General features: G+C 69.8%; 19 protein-coding genes. 12 read left to right on the top strand and 7 right to left on the bottom strand.

Translation table 11 applies throughout. The features are described 5' to 3' along the window. Together tal and tkt are read right to left on the bottom strand one after the other, a co-directional pair. The gene (gene tal, locus ACWIGU_RS20115) at window positions 1-1,119 is read right to left on the bottom strand and encodes a transaldolase (RefSeq protein ID WP_454402674.1); all 1,119 of its coding nucleotides are present in this window, start codon (window positions 1,117-1,119) and stop codon (window positions 1-3) included. 34 nt (window positions 1,120-1,153) lie between these two features. After that, window positions 1,154-3,256: a transketolase gene (tkt, locus tag ACWIGU_RS20110; RefSeq protein WP_454402672.1), complete on the bottom strand. Its 2,103-nt coding sequence runs from the start codon at window positions 3,254-3,256 to the stop codon at window positions 1,154-1,156. Between the two features lie 313 nt (window positions 3,257-3,569). Between tkt and ACWIGU_RS20105 the strand changes: the two genes are divergently transcribed. From ACWIGU_RS20105 to ACWIGU_RS20095, 3 genes are all read left to right on the top strand, one after another. After that, the gene (locus ACWIGU_RS20105) at window positions 3,570-4,523 is read left to right on the top strand and encodes a heme o synthase (protein ID WP_454402670.1); all 954 of its coding nucleotides are present in this window, start codon (window positions 3,570-3,572) and stop codon (window positions 4,521-4,523) included. A gap of 94 nt (window positions 4,524-4,617) precedes the next feature. Next, window positions 4,618-4,965, top strand: coding sequence for a hypothetical protein (locus ACWIGU_RS20100; protein WP_356274661.1), 348 nt, complete (start codon window positions 4,618-4,620; stop codon window positions 4,963-4,965). A gap of 105 nt (window positions 4,966-5,070) precedes the next feature. Then, window positions 5,071-6,201 carry an amidohydrolase family protein gene (locus ACWIGU_RS20095; protein WP_454402667.1) on the top strand — a complete coding sequence of 377 codons (1,131 nt, stop codon included), beginning with the start codon at window positions 5,071-5,073 and terminating at the stop codon, window positions 6,199-6,201. A 22-nt stretch (window positions 6,202-6,223) separates the two neighbouring features. Here ACWIGU_RS20095 and ACWIGU_RS20090 read toward each other — a convergent pair whose 3' ends face one another. From ACWIGU_RS20090 to ACWIGU_RS20075, 4 genes are all read right to left on the bottom strand, one after another. Continuing rightward, window positions 6,224-7,228, bottom strand: coding sequence for a COX15/CtaA family protein (locus ACWIGU_RS20090; RefSeq protein ID WP_454402665.1), 1,005 nt, complete (start codon window positions 7,226-7,228; stop codon window positions 6,224-6,226). Between the two features lie 79 nt (window positions 7,229-7,307). Next, a complete protein-coding gene (locus ACWIGU_RS20085; protein ID WP_454402663.1) occupies window positions 7,308-8,078 on the bottom strand; it encodes an ABC transporter permease in 771 nt (256 codons plus the stop codon). Beyond that, the gene (locus ACWIGU_RS20080) at window positions 8,075-8,998 is read right to left on the bottom strand and encodes an ABC transporter ATP-binding protein (protein ID WP_454402661.1); all 924 of its coding nucleotides are present in this window, start codon (window positions 8,996-8,998) and stop codon (window positions 8,075-8,077) included. Before ACWIGU_RS20080 ends, ACWIGU_RS20085 begins: the two co-directional genes overlap by 4 nt. A 55-nt stretch (window positions 8,999-9,053) precedes the next feature. Beyond that, window positions 9,054-9,848: an aminoglycoside N(3)-acetyltransferase gene (locus ACWIGU_RS20075; RefSeq protein ID WP_454402659.1), complete on the bottom strand. Its 795-nt coding sequence runs from the start codon at window positions 9,846-9,848 to the stop codon at window positions 9,054-9,056. Between the two features lie 161 nt (window positions 9,849-10,009). On the opposite strand from ACWIGU_RS20075, the gene ACWIGU_RS20070 reads away from it, so the two are divergent. The 9 genes from ACWIGU_RS20070 (at window position 10,010) to ACWIGU_RS20030 (ending at window position 18,131) form a co-directional block, all read left to right on the top strand. Next, the gene (locus ACWIGU_RS20070) at window positions 10,010-10,771 is read left to right on the top strand and encodes a helix-turn-helix transcriptional regulator (RefSeq protein ID WP_454402657.1); all 762 of its coding nucleotides are present in this window, start codon (window positions 10,010-10,012) and stop codon (window positions 10,769-10,771) included. Continuing rightward, complete coding sequence (gene sufB / locus ACWIGU_RS20065) at window positions 10,768-12,192, top strand: Fe-S cluster assembly protein SufB (protein WP_227294060.1); 1,425 nt, start codon at window positions 10,768-10,770, stop codon at window positions 12,190-12,192. Before ACWIGU_RS20070 ends, sufB begins: the two co-directional genes overlap by 4 nt. Before the next feature lie 58 nt (window positions 12,193-12,250). Next, on the top strand, window positions 12,251-13,429 hold the full coding sequence (gene sufD, locus ACWIGU_RS20060; RefSeq protein WP_454402655.1) for a Fe-S cluster assembly protein SufD: 1,179 nt from the start codon (window positions 12,251-12,253) through the stop codon (window positions 13,427-13,429). Continuing rightward, the gene (locus ACWIGU_RS20055; RefSeq protein WP_454402653.1) at window positions 13,429-13,746 is read left to right on the top strand and encodes a non-heme iron oxygenase ferredoxin subunit; all 318 of its coding nucleotides are present in this window, start codon (window positions 13,429-13,431) and stop codon (window positions 13,744-13,746) included. Before sufD ends, ACWIGU_RS20055 begins: the two co-directional genes overlap by 1 nt. 7 nt (window positions 13,747-13,753) lie before the next feature. Next, window positions 13,754-14,518, top strand: a complete 765-nt coding sequence (gene sufC, locus ACWIGU_RS20050) for a Fe-S cluster assembly ATPase SufC (RefSeq protein ID WP_100592409.1) — start codon at window positions 13,754-13,756, stop codon at window positions 14,516-14,518. Continuing rightward, window positions 14,515-15,771, top strand: a complete 1,257-nt coding sequence (locus ACWIGU_RS20045; protein ID WP_100592410.1) for a cysteine desulfurase — start codon at window positions 14,515-14,517, stop codon at window positions 15,769-15,771. Before sufC ends, ACWIGU_RS20045 begins: the two co-directional genes overlap by 4 nt. Window positions 15,772-15,787: 16 nt before the next feature. Further along, window positions 15,788-16,249 (top strand): Fe-S cluster assembly sulfur transfer protein SufU, encoded by a 462-nt coding sequence (gene sufU / locus ACWIGU_RS20040; RefSeq protein ID WP_100592411.1) that lies wholly within the window; start codon window positions 15,788-15,790, stop codon window positions 16,247-16,249. Then, entirely contained in the window at window positions 16,246-16,578 is a 333-nt protein-coding gene (locus ACWIGU_RS20035; protein WP_100592412.1) for a metal-sulfur cluster assembly factor, read from the top strand. Before sufU ends, ACWIGU_RS20035 begins: the two co-directional genes overlap by 4 nt. 158 nt (window positions 16,579-16,736) lie before the next feature. Further along, a complete protein-coding gene (locus ACWIGU_RS20030; RefSeq protein WP_454402650.1) occupies window positions 16,737-18,131 on the top strand; it encodes a hypothetical protein in 1,395 nt (464 codons plus the stop codon). Between the two features lie 70 nt (window positions 18,132-18,201). Here the strand turns inward: ACWIGU_RS20030 and ACWIGU_RS20025 are convergent, their stop codons facing one another. Next, window positions 18,202-19,281 (bottom strand): DUF7847 domain-containing protein, encoded by a 1,080-nt coding sequence (locus tag ACWIGU_RS20025; RefSeq protein ID WP_454402648.1) that lies wholly within the window; start codon window positions 19,279-19,281, stop codon window positions 18,202-18,204. Window positions 19,282-19,321 lie beyond the last annotated feature (40 nt).

The following is a 19,321-nucleotide window of genomic DNA, read 5'->3' as shown; positions in this document are numbered from 1 at the left end:
TCAGCCCTCCGAAGGGGCGAGGCGCTGGAGCTCCGCCTCGGTCGACTTGAGCAGGTCGTTCCAGGACGCCTCGAACTTGTCGACGCCCTCGTCCTCGAGCACCTGCACGACGTCGTCGTACGAGATGCCGAGCTTCTCGACGGCCGCGATCTCCGTGCGGGACTGGTCGTACGTCCCGGCGATCGTGTTGCCGGTGATCTCGCCGTGGTCGGCGGTCGCGTCGAGCGTGGCCTCCGGCATGGTGTTGACGGTGCCGGGCGCGACCAGGTCCACGACGTACAGGGTGTCCTTGTACGCCGGGTCCTTCACGCCGGTCGACGCCCACAGGGGCCGCTGCTTGTTGGCCTGCGCCTTGTCGAGCGCGGCCCAGCGGTCCGAAGAGAAGACCTCCTCGAACGCTTCGTACGCGAGACGGGCGTTGGCCAGCGCGGCCTTGCCCTTGAGCGCCTTGGCCTCGTCGGTGCCGAGGGCGTCCAGGCGCTTGTCGATCTCCGAGTCCACGCGGGACACGAAGAAGGACGCCACCGAGTGGATCTTGGAGAGGTCCAGGCCCGAAGCCTTCGCCTTCTCCAGACCCGCCAGGTACGCGTCCATGACCTCGCGGTAGCGCTCCAGCGAGAAGATCAGCGTCACGTTCACGCTGATGCCCTTGCCGATGACCTCGGTGATCGCGGGCAGGCCCGCCTTCGTCGCCGGGATCTTGATGAGCGTGTTGGGGCGGTCCACCAGCCAGGCCAGCTGCTTGGCCTCGGCGACCGTGGCCGCCGTCTCGTGGGCCAGACGCGGGTCGACCTCGATCGACACGCGGCCGTCCTGGCCCCCGGTCGCCTCGAAGACCGGACGCAGGATGTCGGCGGCGTCACGGACGTCCGCCGTCGTGATCATGCGGATGGCCTCTTCGACGGTGACCTTGCGGGCGGCGAGGTCGGCGAGCTGCTGCTCGTAGCCGTCACCGTGCGAGATCGCCTTCTGGAAGATCGACGGGTTGGTCGTGACGCCCACGACGTGCTGCTGGTCGATCAGCTCGGCAAGGTTGCCGGACGTGATCCGCTTGCGCGACAGGTCGTCCAGCCAGATCGCGACGCCCTCTTCGGAGAGGCGCTTCAGTGCGTCTGTCATGGAAAATGCATCTCCTACGTGTCGTATATGAGCGTCAGCGCTGGGCTGCGGCGAGCGATTCCCGGGCGGCCGCGGCCACGGCGTCACCAGTGAAGCCGAACTCCCGGAAGAGGACCTTGCCGTCGGCGGAAGCGCCGAAGTGCTCCAGCGAAACAATCCGTCCGGCGTCACCGACGAAGCGGTGCCACGTCAGACCGATACCGGCCTCGACCGCGACACGTGCCTTGACCGACGGCGGCAGGACCGAGTCCTTGTACTCCTGGTCCTGCTCGTCGAACCACTCGACCGACGGCATGGACACGACCCGCGTCGGGATCCCCTCGGCCTGGAGCTGCTCGCGCGCCTCGACGGCGAGCTGCACCTCGGAGCCGGTACCGATCAGGACCACCTGAGCGTCTGCGCTCTGCCCGGAGGGCCCTTCGGCGTCGAGCAGGACGTAACCACCCTTGGCCGCATCCTCGTTCGCCTCGTACGTCGGCACGCCCTGACGGGTCAGCACCAGGCCGTGCGGAGCGCCCTTGCCGAACACCTTCGTGTACCGCTTGAGGATCTCGCGCCAGGCGATCACGGTCTCGTTGGCGTCCGCGGGGCGGACGACGTTCAGACCGGGGATCGCGCGCAGCGCCGCCAGGTGCTCGACCGGCTGGTGCGTCGGACCGTCCTCGCCCAGACCGATCGAGTCGTGCGTCCACACGTACGTGACCGGCAGGTGCATCAGGGCCGACAGGCGGACCGAGTTGCGCATGTAGTCGGAGAACACCAGGAAGGTGCCGCCGTAGATGCGGGTGTTGCCGTGCAGCGCGATGCCGTTCATCTCGGCGGCCATCGAGTGCTCGCGGATGCCGAAGTGGATCGTGCGGCCGTACGGGTCGGCCTCCGGCAGCGGGTTGTCCGCCGGCAGGAACGACGACGTCTTGTCGATCGTCGTGTTGTTCGAGCCCGCGAGGTCGGCCGAGCCGCCCCACAGCTCCGGGATGACAGGGCCGAGCGCCTGGAGAACCTTGCCGGACGCCGCGCGGGTGGCGACACCCTTGCCGGTCTCGAAGGTCGGCAGGTGCGACTCCCAGCCCTCGGGCAGGTCGGTCGCCTCGATGCGGTCGTACTCGGCGGCGCGCTCCGGGTTGGCCGTGCGCCAGGCGGCGAACGACTTCTCCCACTCGGCCTTCGCCTCGCGACCGCGGTCTAGGGCCTCGCGCGTGTGCGCGATGACCTCGTCGGCGACCTCGAACGACTTCTCCGGGTCGAAGCCGAGCACGCGCTTGGTGGCCGCGACCTCGTCGTCGCCGAGCGCCGAGCCGTGCGCGGCCTCGGTGTTCTGCGCGTTCGGCGCGGGCCAGGCGATGATCGAGCGCATCGCGATGAAGGAGGGACGCCCGGTCTCGGCCTTCGCGGCCTCGAGCGCGGCGAACAGGGCCTCGGGGTCGAGGTCGCCGTTCTCCTTCGGCTCCACGCGCTGCACGTGCCAGCCGTAGGCCTCGTACCGCTTCATGGTGTCCTCGGAGACCGCGGTCTCCGTGTCACCCTCGATCGAGATGTGGTTGTCGTCCCACAGCAGGACGAGGTTCCCGAGCTTCTGGTGCCCGGCCATCGAGGATGCCTCGGAGGAGATGCCCTCCTGGAGGCAGCCGTCGCCGGCGACCGCGAAGATGTGGTGGTCGAACGGGGAGGTGCCGGGGGCCGCCTCCGGGTCGAACAGACCACGCTCGTAGCGGGCGGCCATCGCCATGCCCACGGCGTTGGCGACACCCTGGCCGAGCGGCCCGGTCGTCGTCTCCACGCCCGTGGTGTGCCCGTACTCCGGGTGCCCCGGGGTCTTGCTGCCCCAGGTACGGAACGCCTTCAGGTCATCGAGCTGGAGGCCGAAACCGGCCAGGTACAGCTGGATGTAAAGGGTCAGGGACGAGTGTCCCGCGGACAGCACGAACCGGTCGCGCCCGACCCAGTCGGCGTCCGCCGGGTCGTGCCGCATCACCTTCTGAAAGAGGGTGTACGCGGCCGGTGCCAGGCTCATCGCCGTACCCGGATGGCCGTTACCGACCTTCTGTACGGCGTCCGCGGCCAGGACACGAGCGGTGTCAACGGCCCGCTGGTCCAACTCGGTCCACTGGAGGTCTGTGGTGGTCGGCTTGGTGCTCACCCTGGGTCAGGGCTCCTCTCCACATGTCGAATGCCGGTGATGATGGGCTCACCGACTGTTGTCGAGCCTACCCCTGCGAGTACGCGCATTTTTTCGACTCAATCCAGACTGCCGGGCCGCGCCGGAATCCGCCTCCTGACAGGCCTCCGCGCCACTCGACAAGTGAATGCGCAACTGCTCATCTGGTGGGCTCGGAAACACGAACCGACCCCCACGAAGAGCCAGGTATAGGCAACGTCTACAGTGGCGTGGTACGCGCGAGCCTTTACCGGGACTTCACATCCGGGGGGCTTGCTGGGAGTCTCTGTCAGGGGTGTGCGTGACGGCCGTCGAATCCCGTCCAGCGGGGCAACTCGGGACGAGCATCAGCCCGAGCCAACGGCCGCTCGGGGCCCGGTTCAAGGCATTCGTGGCGCTGACCAAGCCGCGGATCATCGAACTGCTGCTGATCACCACGGTTCCGGTCATGTTCCTCGCGCAGCAGGGTGTGCCCGACCTGAAGCTGGTGTTCCTCACCTGCCTCGGCGGCTACCTGTCCGCGGGCGGTGCCAACGCGCTGAACATGTACATCGACCGTGACATCGACGCGCTCATGGAGCGCACGTCGCAGCGGCCACTGGTCACCGGAATGGTCAGCCCCCGGGAGTGCCTCGCCTTCGGCGTCGCCCTCGCGGTCGTCTCCACGCTGCTGTTCGGGCTGACCGTCAACTGGCTCTCCGCCTGGCTCTCGCTCGGCGCGCTCCTCTTCTATGTGGTCGTCTACACGATGATCCTGAAGCGCCGCACCTCGCAGAACATCGTCTGGGGCGGCATCGCCGGCTGCCTGCCGGTCCTCATCGGCTGGTCCGCGGTCACGAACTCGATGTCGTGGGCCCCGGTCATCCTCTTCCTCGTCATGTTCTTCTGGACGCCGCCGCACTACTGGCCGCTGTCCATGAAGGTCAAGGACGACTACGCGCGCGTGGGCGTGCCGATGCTGCCCGTCGTCGCCTCGAACAAGGTGGTCGCGAAGCAGATCGTCATCTACAGCTGGGTGATGGTCGCCGTCTCCTTGCTCCTGACGCCGCTCGGCTACACCGGCTGGTTCTACACCGCGGTCGCCCTGCTGGCCGGCGGGTTCTGGCTGTGGGAGGCGCACGGGCTGCAGAACCGTGCCAACGCCGAGGTGTCGGGCGCGAAGCTCAAGGAGATGCGCCTCTTCCACTGGTCGATCACCTACGTCTCGATCCTCTTCGTGGCGGTCGCGGTGGACCCCTTCCTGCGCTGACCCACCCGGGAACTTGCCGACGGGCGGGGGGAGTGGCCAAGGCCACGCCCCCCGCCCGTCGCCAGTTGATCTACCTCTCAGTAGCATCCTGTCCATGGCAGACACTCAAGCGGTTGACGACCCGAAGCAGGCGGCGAAGGACGAGCGCAGGGCCGCCCGGCTCGCCCGGGAGATCGGGACGTTCGCCAAGCAGCACGGCGGCGCCGAGGGACAGCTCGCGTACATGGGGGAGCGCGGCATCCGCATCGCGCTCGTCGGTGAGGACGGCGAGTGGGGCAATCTGGTGGCGCCCTCGGACACCGTGGCCCGCAAGGCCGTGGACAAGGCCGGCATCACGATGCACGAGGACTTCGACGGCGAGTTCGCCGCCAAGGTGAAGACCGGACCGTACGAATGGACCCGCATGGCGGGCATCCAGGTCGGCGGCCCGAGCAACAAGTAGCCGCCCGTCCGGGCCCGCCCAATGCGTCAGGTGTACGAGACCAACACCTGACGCAGGTTTCACCCGTTAGGACCGTAGAAGCACGGTCCATCTACGGGAGCCCGGATGATCGATACGCCATCCCTCGTGGACCAGTACTGCCACGGGGTACTGCGGACGGAACTCGGCCTCGGCACGTTCGAGGCCCATCTCGGCCGGGGCGACCGCCCGCCCGCCCCCGGCACGACCTTCTTCGACACCCAGACCGGCTTCGCCGTACGCCGCTGGTGTCCGCCGCTCCTCGGCCTCGAACCGCACTGCCCGCCCGCCCGCTACCTCGCGCGGCGCCGCGAACTGGGCGTCGTGGAGTCGGCCCGCAGACTGCTGCGGGGCAGCGGCATCACGACGTACCTGGTCGACACGGGACTGCCGGGCGACCTGACCGGGCCGCGCGAGATGGCCTCCGCCGGCGACGCGGACGCGCACGAAATCGTCCGTCTCGAACTCCTCGCCGAGCAGGTCGCCGACACCTCGGGCACCGTCGAGTCCCTGCTCGCCAACCTCGCCGAGTCCGTGCACGCCGCCGCCGCGAACGCCGTCGCGTTCACCTCGGTGGCGGGCGTACGGCACGGCCTCGCGCTCGCGCCCCAGCCACCGGGACCCGGCGAAGTACGCGGAGCCGCGGGACGCTGGCTCGCCGCGCGCCGCGTCGGCGGGCCCCTCACCGACCCCGTGCTCCTGCGCCATCTCCTGTGGATCGCGGTGGCCTCGGGCCGGCCGCTGCAACTCCACGCGGGACTCGGCGAACCCGGCCTGCGCCTCGACCGCACCGACCCGGTCCTGCTCACCGACTTCGCCCGCGCCACGGCCGGACTCGGCACCGACCTGATCCTGCTGCACGGCTACCCGTACCACCGGCACGCGGCGCACCTCGCCGGCATCTTCCCGCATGTGTACGCGGACCTCGGCCCGGCGCTCGCCCGTACCGGGGCCCGCGCGGCGGCCGTGCTCGCGGAGATCCTGGAACTCGCCCCGTTCGGCAAGCTGCTGTTCTCCAGCGGCGCGCACGGCCTGCCGGAGCTGCATGTGGTGGGGGCGCGGCTGTTCCGCGAGGCGCTCGGGCGGGTGCTCGGCAGCTGGGTCTCGGAGGGCGCGTGGTCCCTGGCGGACGCGCAGCGGGTCGCCGGGATGATCGGCTCGGTGACGGCCCAGCGGGTCTACGGCCTCAGCGGCGCGGGCGCCGCGCGGGGCGGCTGACCCGGGCCGCGGGCCGTCCGGTTCAGACGGTGGTCAGGGACGGGTCCGCCTGGGCCGGGACCTCAGCCGTGCCCAGCGGGCGCTCCCGCAGTGACAGCAGGACCCGCAGGACCGCGATCCACACCAGGGCCGAGCCCAGCATGTGCAGGCCGACGAGGACCTCGGGCAGGTCGGTGAAGTACTGGACGTAGCCGATGACGCCCTGCGCGAGCAGCACGAGGAACAGGTCGCGGGTGCGGTGCAGGGGGCCCTTGGGTGCGTCGACGGCCTTGAGGACGAACCACAGGGCGAACGCCAGCGTCACCACGATCCAGGCCAGGACGGCGTGCGCCTTGCTGATGGTCTCCCAGTCGAGCGGCATGCGCTCCACGTCGCTGGAGTCGCCGGCGTGCGGGCCCGAGCCGGTCACCACCGTGCCGACCATGATCAGCGCCACGGTGGCCGCCGTCAGGATCCAGACGAGCTGCCGCACGGCCTTGCCGACGAGGGGGCGCGGTGCGGCGTCGCCCTCGCGGGTGCGCTGCCACATCACCGTGGCGACCGCGATCAGCGCGGTGGACAGCAGGAAGTGGGCCGCGACCGTGTACGGGTTGAGGCCGACGAGGACGACGATGCCGCCGAGGACGGCGTTGCCCATGACGAGCCAGAACTGGGCCCAGCCGAGCCGGGTCAGGCCGCGCCGCCACGGCTTCTGCGAGCGGGCGGCGATGATCGCCCAGCCGACCGCGGCGCACAGGACGTACGTCAGCATGCGGTTGCCGAACTCGATGGCTCCGTGGAAGCCCATCGCGCTCGTCGCGGTGAGGGACTGGTCGGTGCACTTGGGCCACGTCGGGCAGCCGAGGCCCGAGCCGGTCAGGCGCACCGCGCCGCCGGTGACCACGATGACCACCGTCATGACGACGGCGGAGAGCGCGGCGCGCCGGACGGTCCGCTGAGCGGGGGTCCAGCGTTCGGCGATGAAGGCCAGCGGGTTGCGCACGGCTCGGGCGGCGTCGGCGGGGGTCACGTTTGGCACGGGCCCCATCGTAGGGCGCCGCTTGTGCATGGCTTCACGAGGGGGCCGATCCGGGACGATTGTGACGCCCCGCACGTGCCGTACGGGCCTACTCCCAGCGGAAGAAGCGCGCCGCGGCGCCCAGGCCGAGGACCGCCCAGACCGCGAGGATCCCGAGGTCGCTCCACGGCATCGCCGCGCCGTGCTGGAGGACGTCCCGCAGCCCGTCGGAGAGCGCCGAGATCGGCAGCAGTCCGAGGACGGACTGCGCCGCGTCCGGGAACTTGTCGAGCGGCACGATGACGCCGCCGCCGACGAGCAGGAGCAGGAAGACCAGGTTCGCGGCGGCCAGCGTCGCCTCCGCCTTGAGCGTGCCCGCCATGAGCAGGCCGAGCCCGGAGAACGCGGCCGTCCCGAGGACGAGCAGGAGCAGCACGGCGAGCGGGTTGCCCTGCGGGGACCAGCCGAGCGCGAAGGCGATCACCGTCACGAGGATCACCTGGAGAACCTCGGTGACCAGCACGGACAGCGTCTTCGCGGTCATCAGGGCCCAGCGCGGCAGCGGCGAGGACGCGAGCAGCTTGAGCACGCCGTAGCGGCGCTCGAAGCCCGTCGCGATGGCCTGGCCGGTGAACGCGGTCGACATGACGGCGAGCGCGAGGATGCCCGGGGCCAGGAAGTCCACGGCCTTCCCGTCGCCCGTGTCGACGATGTCGACCGCGCTGAACAGGACGAGCAGCAGGGTGGGGATGATGACGGTGAGCAGCAGCTGCTCGCCGTTGCGCAGGAGCATCTTCGTCTCGAGGACGGCTTGCGCGCCGATCATGCGGGACAGCGGCGCGGCCCCCGCCTTCGGCGTGTACGTACCGGCGACACTCATCCGCGCAGCTCCCTGCCGGTCATTTCCAGAAAGACGTCTTCGAGGGTGTGGCGTTCGACCGAGATCTTCTCCGGCATCACGCCGTGCTGCGCGCACCACGACGTCACCGTCGCGAGCAGCTGCGGGTCGACCTCGCCGCTGACGCGGTACGAGCCGGGGGTGAGCTCGGCGGCCGCGGAGTCCGTCGGGAGGGCCTTGAGCAGCGAGGCGACATCGAGCCCCGGGCGTCCGGAGAAGCGCAGGGTGTTCTCGGCGCCGCCGCGGCACAGCTGCTCCGGGGAGCCCTGCGCGATGACGCGGCCCGCGTCGATGATCGCGACGTCGTCGGAGAGTTCCTCCGCCTCGTCCATGTGGTGCGTGGTGAGGATGACGCAGACGCCGTCGGCCCGCAGATCCCGTACGAGGTCCCAGGTCGCGCGGCGCGCCTGCGGGTCGAGGCCGGCGGTCGGCTCGTCCAGGAAGACGAGCTCGGGGCGGCCGACGACCGCCATGGCGAGCGCGAGGCGCTGCTGCTGGCCGCCGGAGAGCCTGCGGTACGTGGTGCGGCCGCAGCTGCCGAGGCCGAGGCGCTCGATCAGCGCGTCCACATCCAGGGGGTGCGCGTGGAGCTTCGCCTTGTGGCGGAGCATCTCGTCCGCGCGGGCGCCGGAGTAGACGCCTCCGGACTGCAGCATCACGCCGATCCGGGGGCGCAGCTCGCCGGCCTGGGCGACGGGGTCGAGGCCGAGGACCCGGACCGTTCCCGCGTCCGGACGGCGGTAGCCCTCGCAGGTTTCGATCGTGGTGGTCTTTCCGGCGCCGTTGGGGCCGAGGACGGCGGTGATGCCGGCCGAGGCCTCCAGATCGAGGCCGTCGACCGCGGTCTTGGTTCCGTACCGCTTGACCAGACTCTGGATCCGGACTACGGGCTCGCTTCGCATGAGCGCCAAGTCTAAGGACGCGCCGCGAGTCCCCGGCGGGCGGGGCCCATCGCGCTCAGGCCCGGTGCCCAGCCAGCCATTCCTGGGCGTACGCGACGGCGTCGGCCACCGGGAAGAGCAGGGCGTCCGCCCCGCCCACCCGGCCGCGTACGACCGCGCCGTCGCGCTCGAAGGCCGCGCCGAGTTCGTCGAACCCGTCGGCGCTGACGTCGACCTCGGTCACCGTCTCCCAGCGCCGGCCGCCGGGGGTGAGGACCGCGCGTCCCCTCTCGGTCCTCGGGGAGGCCGTCCGGTACTCGGCGAGATGGAAGGCCGTACAGGTGGCGAAGGTCGTGCCGAGGAAGAGCACGCGCGCGTGCTCTTCCTCCAGGCGGGCCAGCGGACTGTGCTCGCCGAGAGAGCAGTCGGTGGCGTGGCCGTCCGTGATCGCGGCGGCCCGCGGTCCGAGCGCCGCGAACGACGTCTGGGGGTGCGCGCTGCGCAGCGCCCCGGGCCAGCGGCGGACGGTCTCGGCGATCGTGCCCATGCCGTTGCCGGGCGTGATCGCCGGGTCGTACGCAGGCATCGACGCGCGGATCTCGGCCCACCACTCCTGGGGCACCGGGGGCCGTTGCCACTGGGCCGGGTCGGAGTTGCCGCCGGTGTGCGTGGGGACGGTGAGTGTCCCGTTCGGGCCAAGCGCGTCGAGCAGACTTTGCACCACGGAAACGGCCCCTCCGCAGACCCGGCCGAGCGCGCTCAGGGAGGAGTGCAGGAGGAGGGTCTCGCCGGGGCGGACGCCGAGGGCGCGGAGGTCGGTGGTGAGGGTGGTCCGGGTGACAAGTGGGCCGGTGGGAGGGGGTGCAGGCATGAGGTGCAGTGTCCTCCGCAGGGGTGGGGCGGCACCACCGGATTGATCGATCAAAGATCGTTTCCGCAGGTCATCTTAGGTATGCCTAAGTGACGCAGTGCACCGGAGATCGTTCCGGACCCCGCTTGTCAGGCCTTGAGGAATTACGCAACAATGGCGTTGTGAAATACGTCGGCGAGGCTCAGGAGGCCCCCCAGGGGGCCCCGCAGGAGGAGATCGCGACCGGTGAGCGTTCGACGCGCAACCGGGTCGCCCGCTCCATCCTGGACCACGGCCCGTCCACCGTCGCCGATCTGGCCGGCCGCCTCGGCCTCACCCAGGCCGCGGTGCGCCGCCATCTCGACGCGCTGGCCGCCGACGATGTCGTCGAAGCACGTGAACAGAAGATCTACGGAGCCCGTACGCGCGGCCGTCCCGCCAAGGTGTTCGCCCTGACGGACTGCGGCCGGGACGCCTTCGACCAGTCGTACGACAAGCTCGCCGCCGACGCCCTGCGCTGGATCGCGCAGCGCGAGGGCGGCGAGGAGGCCGTCGTCGCCTTCGCCCGCGCCAGGATCGCCGAGCAGGCCGGTGCCTACCGGGCGGCCGTCGAGTCCGCCGCCCCCGAGGAGCGCGCGGAAGCCCTCGCCAAGGCCCTGAGCGCCGACGGGTACGCTGCTACGGCGCGAAGCGCACCGGTCGGCGAGCAGCTGTGTCAGCACCACTGCCCGGTCGCACACGTCGCCGAGCAGTTCCCGCAGCTGTGCGAGGCGGAGACCGAGATCTTCTCCCAGCTGCTCGGCACACATGTGCAGCGGCTGGCCACCATCGCCCATGGCGACGGGGTGTGCACGACCTTCATTCCGAAGATCGCACCCAAGACCACCGCCCCAAAAAACGACACAAACGCATCTGCAAGCACCGCCGGGAGGAACCCCGCATGACGCTCCCCATCGAGGAGACTGCCCACCCCGAGCTCGAGGGTCTGGGCAAGTACGAATACGGCTGGGCCGACTCCGACGCCGCCGGTGCCTCTGCCAAGCGCGGCATCAACGAGGACGTCGTCCGCGACATCTCGGCCAAGAAGTCCGAGCCGGAGTGGATGACCAAGCTCCGCCTCAAGGGCCTGCGCCTCTTCGACAAGAAGCCCATGCCGAACTGGGGCTCGGACCTGTCGGGCATCGACTTCGACAACATCAAGTACTTCGTGCGGTCCACCGAGAAGCAGGCCCAGTCCTGGGAGGACCTGCCCGAGGACATCAAGAACACGTACGACAAGCTCGGCATCCCCGAGGCGGAGAAGCAGCGCCTCGTCGCCGGTGTCGCGGCCCAGTACGAGTCCGAGGTCGTCTACCACCAGATCCGCGAGGACCTGGAGGAGCAGGGCGTCATCTTCCTGGACACCGACACGGCCCTGAAGGAGCACCCGGAGCTCTTCAAGGAGTACTTCGGCACGGTGATCCCGGTCGGCGACAACAAGTTCGCGTCGCTGAACACGGCCGTGTGGTCCGGCGGATCCTTCATCTACGTCCCCAAGGGCGTACACGTCGAGATCCCGCTCCAGGCCTACTTCCGTATCAACACGGAGAACATGGGCCAGTTCGAGCGGACGCTGATCATCGTCGACGAGGACGCCTACGTCCACTACGTCGAGGGCTGCACGGCGCCGATCTACCAGTCGGACTCCCTGCACTCCGCGGTGGTCGAGATCATCGTGAAGAAGGGCGCCCGCTGCCGTTACACGACCATCCAGAACTGGTCGAACAACGTCTACAACCTGGTCACCAAGCGCGCCGTGGCGTACGAGGGCGCGACCATGGAGTGGATCGACGGCAACATCGGCTCCAAGGTCACCATGAAGTACCCCGCCGTCTACCTGATGGGCGAGCACGCCAAGGGCGAGACCCTGTCCATCGCCTTCGCGGGCGAGGGGCAGCACCAGGACGCCGGCTCCAAGATGGTCCACATGGCGCCCAACACCTCCTCCAACATCGTGTCGAAGTCGGTGGCCCGTGGCGGCGGCCGTACCTCGTACCGCGGTCTGGTCGAGATCGGCGAGGGTGCCGCCGGCTCCAAGTCGAACGTGCTGTGCGACGCGCTGCTCGTCGACACCATCTCCCGCTCCGACACGTACCCGTACGTCGACGTCCGCGAGGACGACGTGTCCATGGGCCACGAGGCGACGGTCTCCAAGGTCTCCGACGACCAGCTCTTCTACCTGATGAGCCGCGGTATGACGGAGTTCGAGGCGATGGCGATGATCGTGCGCGGCTTCGTCGAGCCGATCGCGAAGGAGCTGCCGATGGAGTACGCCCTCGAACTCAACCGGCTGATCGAGCTGCAGATGGAAGGCGCCGTCGGCTGACGACCGTCCCCACAGGCAGCGAACCAGACTTATCCAGGAAGAGAGCACCACGACAGCCATGGCTGAGGCTCAGAACATCCCGGTGGGTTCGACCACCGCCGGATCCATCGCGGTGGCCGCCGAGTCCACCGTCGCGACGCGCATGAGCGCGCCCCCGTCCTTCGACGTCGCGGACTTCCCGGTCCCGCACGGCCGTGAGGAGGAGTGGCGGTTCACGCCGCTCGAGCGGCTGCGCGGCCTGCACGACGGCACCGCGGTCGCCCAGGGCGGCCTGCGCGTCGAGGTGAGCGCCCCCGCGGGCGTCACCCAGGAGACCGTCGGGCGCGACGACGCCCGCGTCGGCAAGGCCGGCAAGCCGGTGGACCGCATCGCCGCCCAGGCGTTCTCGTCCTTCGAGAAGGCCTCGGTCGTGACCGTCCCCAAGGAGACGGTCCTCACCGAGCCGATCCGCATCGCGGTGCACGGCGAGGGCGGCACGGCCTTCGCGCACCAGGTCATCGAGCTCGGCGCGTTCGCCGAGGCCGTCGTGGTCATCGACCACACCGGTGACGCGGTGCTCGCCGCCAACGTCGACTACATCCTGGGCGACGGCGCCAAGCTGACCGTCGTCTCCGTCCAGGACTGGGACGAGAAGGCCGTCCACGTCGCGCAGCACAACGCGCTCGTCGGCCGCGACGCCTCCTTCAAGTCCGTCGTCGTCACCTTCGGCGGCGACCTCGTCCGCCTGCACCCGCGCGTCAACTACGCGGGCACCGGCGGCGAGGCCGAGCTCCTCGGCCTGTACTTCACCGACGCCGGCCAGCACCAGGAGCACCGCCTCCTGGTGGACCACGACGCCCCGCACTGCAAGTCGAACGTCGCCTACAAGGGCGCGCTCCAGGGCCAGGACGCGCACGCCGTCTGGATCGGCGACGTACTCATCGAGGCCACGGCCGAGGGCACCGACACGTACGAGCTGAACCGCAACCTCGTGCTGACCGACGGCGCCCGCGTGGACTCGGTCCCGAACCTGGAGATCGAGACCGGCGAGATCGTCGGCGCCGGCCACGCCTCCGCGACCGGCCGCTTCGACGACGAGCAGCTCTTCTACCTGCGCTCGCGCGGCATCTCGGCCGAGGACGCCCGCCGCCTCGTGGTGCGCGGCTTCTTCGCCGAGCTGGTCCAGCAGATCGGCCTCCCGGACGTCCAGGAGCGCCTGCTGGCCAAGATCGAGGCCGAGCTGGAGGCTTCGGTCTGATGGCTTTCGTACGCGCCTGCGGCTTGAGCGAGCTGGAGGAGGACACCCCGAAGCGGGTGGAACTCGACGGCACGCCGGTCTCGGTCGTCTTCACCGAGGGCGAGGTGTTCGCGATCAACGACATCTGCTCGCACGCGAACGTGTCGCTCTCCGAGGGCGAGGTGGAGGACTGCCAGATCGAGTGCTGGCTGCACGGCTCCGCGTTCGACCTCCGCACCGGTAAGCCGTCCGGCCTTCCCGCGACGCGCCCCGTCCCCGTTTACCCCGTACAGATCGAAGGGGACGACGTTCTCGTCTCCCTCTCCCAGGAGTCCTGAGGCACCCATGGCAACGCTTGAAATCAAGGACCTGCACGTCACCGTCGAGGCCGACAACTCCACCAAGGAGATCCTCAAGGGCGTCGACCTGACCGTGAAGCAGGGCGAGACGCACGCCATCATGGGCCCGAACGGCTCCGGCAAGTCGACCCTCGCCTACTCCATCGCGGGTCACCCCAAGTACACGATCACCCAGGGCACCGTCACCCTCGACGGCGAGGACGTCCTCGAGATGTCCGTCGACGAGCGCGCCCGCGCCGGCATGTTCCTCGCCATGCAGTACCCGGTCGAGGTCCCCGGCGTCTCGGTCTCCAACTTCCTGCGCACCTCGGCCACCGCGATCCGCGGCGAGGCCCCCAAGCTGCGCACGTGGGTCAAGGAGGTCAAGACCGCGATGGAGCAGCTCCAGATGGACCCTGCCTTCGCCGAGCGCAACGTGAACGAGGGCTTCTCCGGCGGCGAGAAGAAGCGCCACGAGATCCTCCAGATGGAGCTCCTCAAGCCGAAGATCGCGATCCTCGACGAGACCGACTCCGGCCTCGACGTCGACGCGCTGCGCCAGGTCTCCGAGGGCGTCAACCGCGTCCGCGAGACCGGCGAGGTCGGCACCCTGCTGATCACGCACTACACGCGCATCCTGCGCTACATCAAGCCGGACTTCGTCCACGTCTTCTCGCAGGGCAGGATCGTCGAGTCCGGCGGCCCCGAGCTCGCCGACAAGCTCGAGGCCGAGGGCTACGAGGCATACACGAAGGGCGGCGCATCCGCGTGACACAGCTGCCGGGCCTCCTCGACACCGAGGCGATCCGCAAGGACTTCCCGATCCTCGACCGGGTACTTCACGACGGCAAGAAGCTCGTGTACCTGGACAACGCGGCGACCTCGCAGACGCCGCGCCAGGTCATCGACACGCTCAGTGAGTACTACGAGCAGCACAACGCCAACGTCCACCGAGGCGTGCACGTGCTCGCCGAGGAGGCCACGGCGCTGTACGAAGGTGCGCGTGACAAGGTCGCGGCCTTCATCAACGCGCCGAGCCGCGACGAGGTCATCTTCACCAAGAACGCCTCCGAGTCGCTCAACCTCGTGGCGAACATGCTGGGCTGGGCCGACGAGCCCTACCGCGTGGACCACGAGACCGAGATCGTCATCACGGAGATGGAGCACCACTCCAACATCGTGCCGTGGCAGCTGCTCTCGCAGCGCACGGGCGCGAAGCTGCGGTGGTTCGGGCTGACCGACGACGGCCGCCTCGACCTCTCCAACATCGACGAGATCATCACCGAGAAGACGAAGATCGTCTCGTTCGTCCTCGTCTCCAACATCCTGGGCACGCTCAACCCGGTCGAGGCCATCGTGCGCCGCGCCCAGGAGGTCGGCGCGCTCGTCCTCATCGACGCGTCCCAGGCCGCCCCGCACATGGTGCTCGACGTGCAGGCGCTGCAGGCCGACTTCGTGGCCTTCACCGGCCACAAGATGTGCGGCCCGACGGGCATCGGCGTCCTGTGGGGACGCCAGGAGCTCCTCGAGGACCTGCCGCCCTTCCTGGGCGGCGGCGAGATGATCGAGACCGTCTCCATGCACTCGTCGACGTACGCGCCGGCGCCGCACAAGTTCGAGGCGGGTACGCCCCCGATCGCCCAGGCCGTCGGCCTCGGCGCGGCCGTGGACTACCTGACCTCGATCGGCATGGACAAGATCGCCCAGCATGAGCACGCGATCACCGAGTACGCGGTGAAGCGTCTCCTCGAGGTCCCGGACCTGCGGATCATCGGCCCCACCACGGCCGAGGACCGCGGCGCCGCGATCTCGTTCACGCTCGGTGACATCCACCCGCACGACGTGGGCCAGGTTCTGGACGAGGAAGGCATCGCGGTCCGCGTGGGTCACCACTGCGCCCGCCCCGTCTGCCTCCGCTACGGAATTCCTGCGACCACGCGAGCGTCGTTCTACCTGTACTCCACGCCCGGCGAGATCGACGCGCTGATCGACGGCCTGGAGCACGTACGGAACTTCTTCGGCTGAGGGGCTGGCTGGGAACGTGAAGCTGGATTCGATGTACCAGGACGTCATCCTGGACCACTACAAGCACCCGCACGGGCGCGGTCTGCGCGATGGCGACGCCGAGGTGCACCACGTCAATCCGACCTGCGGCGACGAGATCACGCTGCGCGTGAAGTACGACGGCTCGACGATCAGTGACGTCAGTTACGAGGGCCAGGGCTGCTCGATCAGCCAGGCTTCGGCCTCTGTTCTGAACGAGCTGCTCGTCGGCAAGGACCTGGCCGAGGCGCAGAAGATCCAGGAGACCTTCCTGGAGCTGATGCAGTCGCGGGGCAGGATCGAGCCCGACGACGCGATGGAGGAGGTGCTGGAGGACGCGGTCGCGTTCGCCGGTGTCTCCAAGTACCCGGCCCGTGTGAAGTGCGCCCTCCTGAGCTGGATGGCGTGGAAGGACGCGACGGCCCAGGCGCTGGACGGCGCGGAGAGGAAGACGGCATGAGCGAGACTGTGACCACCAAGCCGGCGTCCGAGGAAGAGGTCCGCGAGGCCCTCTACGACGTCGTCGACCCCGAGCTGGGCATCGACGTCGTCAACCTCGGTCTGATCTACGGCATCCACATCGACGACGCCAACATCGCCACGATCGACATGACGCTCACGTCCGCGGCCTGCCCGCTGACGGACGTCATCGAGGACCAGGCGAAGTCGGCCACTGACGGCATCGTGAACGAGCTCCGGATCAACTGGGTCTGGATGCCGCCGTGGGGGCCGGACAAGATCACCGACGAGGGTCGCGAGCAGCTGCGCGCGCTCGGCTTCAACGTCTGATCGCTCCCTCCGGTTCGTCACACCCGTACGGCCCCCTGTGCTCCCGGCACGGGGGGCCGCGCTGTCTGCTGTTCGCTCCTGGGTCGCGGGGCGTACGCCTGTAGTTGGCGCACGTGGCCGAAGGTTCTCGTCGACATCCGTCGCGATGAGAGGCCCTCATGCAGCACTTCCTTCCCACGTCCCGCCGCAGAGCCGTCGTCGTCACGGGCGGAGTGCTCACGCTGGCCCTCGCGGGGTTCAACAGCCCGGCGGGCGCGGTGAGTTACGGGACGCCGACGATCGCGCTCTCCGCCTCGTACGTCTCCGGGGCGGTCGGCGCCACGGGCGACCCGGTCGTGACCGTCACCGTCGGCCAGAGCGGCGCCGACGCCTCCGCGCTGACCGTGGCCGCGTCCGCGAGCACCAAGTCGTCCGTCGCCGGCACCGGGAACGTCACCGTCACCGGGTCGGGCGCCACGCGGCAGGTGTCCGTCGCCGCGCAGGGCCGTGGCTACACCGACCTCACCCTCAAGGTGACCGGCGTGGACGGCAAGACCGCCACCAAGACGCTGCACTACGCCGCTTCGGGCGCCGTGCAACAGGGCCCCGACACCCGCTACTTCACGGGTTCCAGCGACGCGTCCGCCGCTGTCGACGCGGGCGGCGGCTACGTCCTCGTCGCCGACGACGAGTCCAACGTCCTGCGCCTCTACAGCGGTTCGGTCTCCGGCGCACCCGTGAAGACGTGGGACTTCAGCTCGCAGCTCGGGGTGACCAAGGAGGTCGACATCGAGGGTGCCACGCGCGTCGGCGACACGATCTACTGGACCGGGTCCCTCGGCAACAACAAGGACGGCGAGTACAAGTCGCCCCGGAACACGGTCTTCACGACCACCGTGAGCGGCAGCGGGGCCGCGACGCAGCTCACGTACGGCAAGGCGTACAAGCAGCTGCGGGACGACCTGGTCGCGTGGGACGAGGCGAACGGGGACCGCTACGGGTTCGCCGCCGGCACCGCGGCCGGGCAGGTGCCCAAGCAGATCGACGGGTTCAACGTGGAGGGCCTCGAGTTCGCGCCCGGGTCGACCACCACCGCGTACATGGGGTTCCGCGCGCCGCTCGTGCCGCCGCAGGACGGGGGCAAGGCGCTCATCGTGCCCGTCACCAACTTCGACAAGGTCGTGTCGAGCGGGACGAAGCCCGTGTTCGGGACGCCCATCGAGCTGGACCTCGGCGGCCTCTCCGTGCGCGACATCCGCAAGAACGCCGCGAACCAGTACCTGATCGTGGCCGGCAGCTGGGCCGCCGACGACAACTCCGACCCGTACGCCCTGTACCAGTGGGACGGCGTCGCGGGACACGCGCCGGTCAAGCGGATGGACCTGCCGACGAGCGACCCCGGCGGCTGGGAGGCCGTGGTGAGCGTGCCCGACCTGACGCAGTCCGGCGCCCGCGCGCAGCTCCTGACCGACAACGGCTCCGCCGACCTCTACGGCGACGGCACCGAGGCCAAGGACCTCACGCACCCGGAGTGGAAGAAGTCCAGGGCCGCCTGGTTCAACGTCACCAGCTAGTCCGCGGGCGGGGCGAGGACGCGACGCGGGCCGTCCTCGCCCTGCCCCGAGGGCAACGAGCCGAAAGGCGTCAGGCGTCCGACCGGGACGCGAGCTCCAGGGTGTGGGCGAGGCCCTCCCTGCGGATGCGCTGGTCGATGTAGAGCAGCGCGGTGACCAGCGGCAGGAACACCGAACTCACCAGCTGCACCAGCAGGTTGGCGATCAGGGACAGGGCCATGATGAAGCCCAGCTGCGGCAGCATCGCCTCGAACACGTCGGACGCGCTCCGGCCCGGCTCGTACGCCGGCACAGTCGTGTCGGGCATCGCGATCTGGAGCGGCACCCGCACCGCGAGCGACACCACCATCATGATCACGCCGGCCAGCAGGGAGATGCCGAACGTGCGCCACCAGGCGCCCCGCACGAGGCGCGCCGAGCGGCGCAGCGCCTGGATCGGCCCGGCCTCCTCGAGCGTGGCGGCCGCCGGGCCGAACAGGAACAGGACGTAGACCCAGACCACGAGCGGCACCGTCACCGCCATGAGCAGGAACAGCATGCCGACCGGCGCGACCGACTGCGTGAGCAGCATGACCACGATCGACACGAAGAACGCCACGGCCAGGCCCGCCGGAATCAGCGCGATCAGGCCCATCAGCAGGCCCACGCCGAGCACCGAAGGGGTGCGGGACCAGGCGCGCCGCCACACCGCCCCGAAGCGTGCGGGACGGCCGAGCACCGCCTCGCGCAGCACCACGGTGCACGCGGACTGGATGAACGCCGTGCCGACCGTGAGCGCGAGCATGCCGACGGCCCACACCACGCCGAACGCGGTGAACACCGGCCGCGCGTGGCTCCACTCGAACTCGGCGTGCCGGTCAAGGAGCGCCCGTACGTCGTCCGAGACGGCCGTGTAGGCGAGCGCCAGCGCGCCCGCCATGAGCGCGGCGAGCACCGCGTACACGATGAGGACGGTGCCGAACAGCGGCTTCGCGTGGCGGCGCATCGTGGTGAAGGCGCCGCCGAGTATCCGGTCGACGCCGAGCGGGGCGAGCGGGATGACGCCGGGCTGCGGCGGGGGCGGCGGCGGGGTCCAGGCACCGCCCCAGCCGTAGCCGCCCGGCCCGTATCCGGGTCCCTGACCCGGCCCCTGTCCCCACATGTCCGTCATCTCGCCGCGCTCCCGGGAGTAGGTCGTCCCTGTGGCCCCC

This window comes from Streptomyces sp. NPDC055400, assembly GCF_053644375.1.
This window is presented reverse-complemented; position numbering and strand designations above follow the sequence as displayed.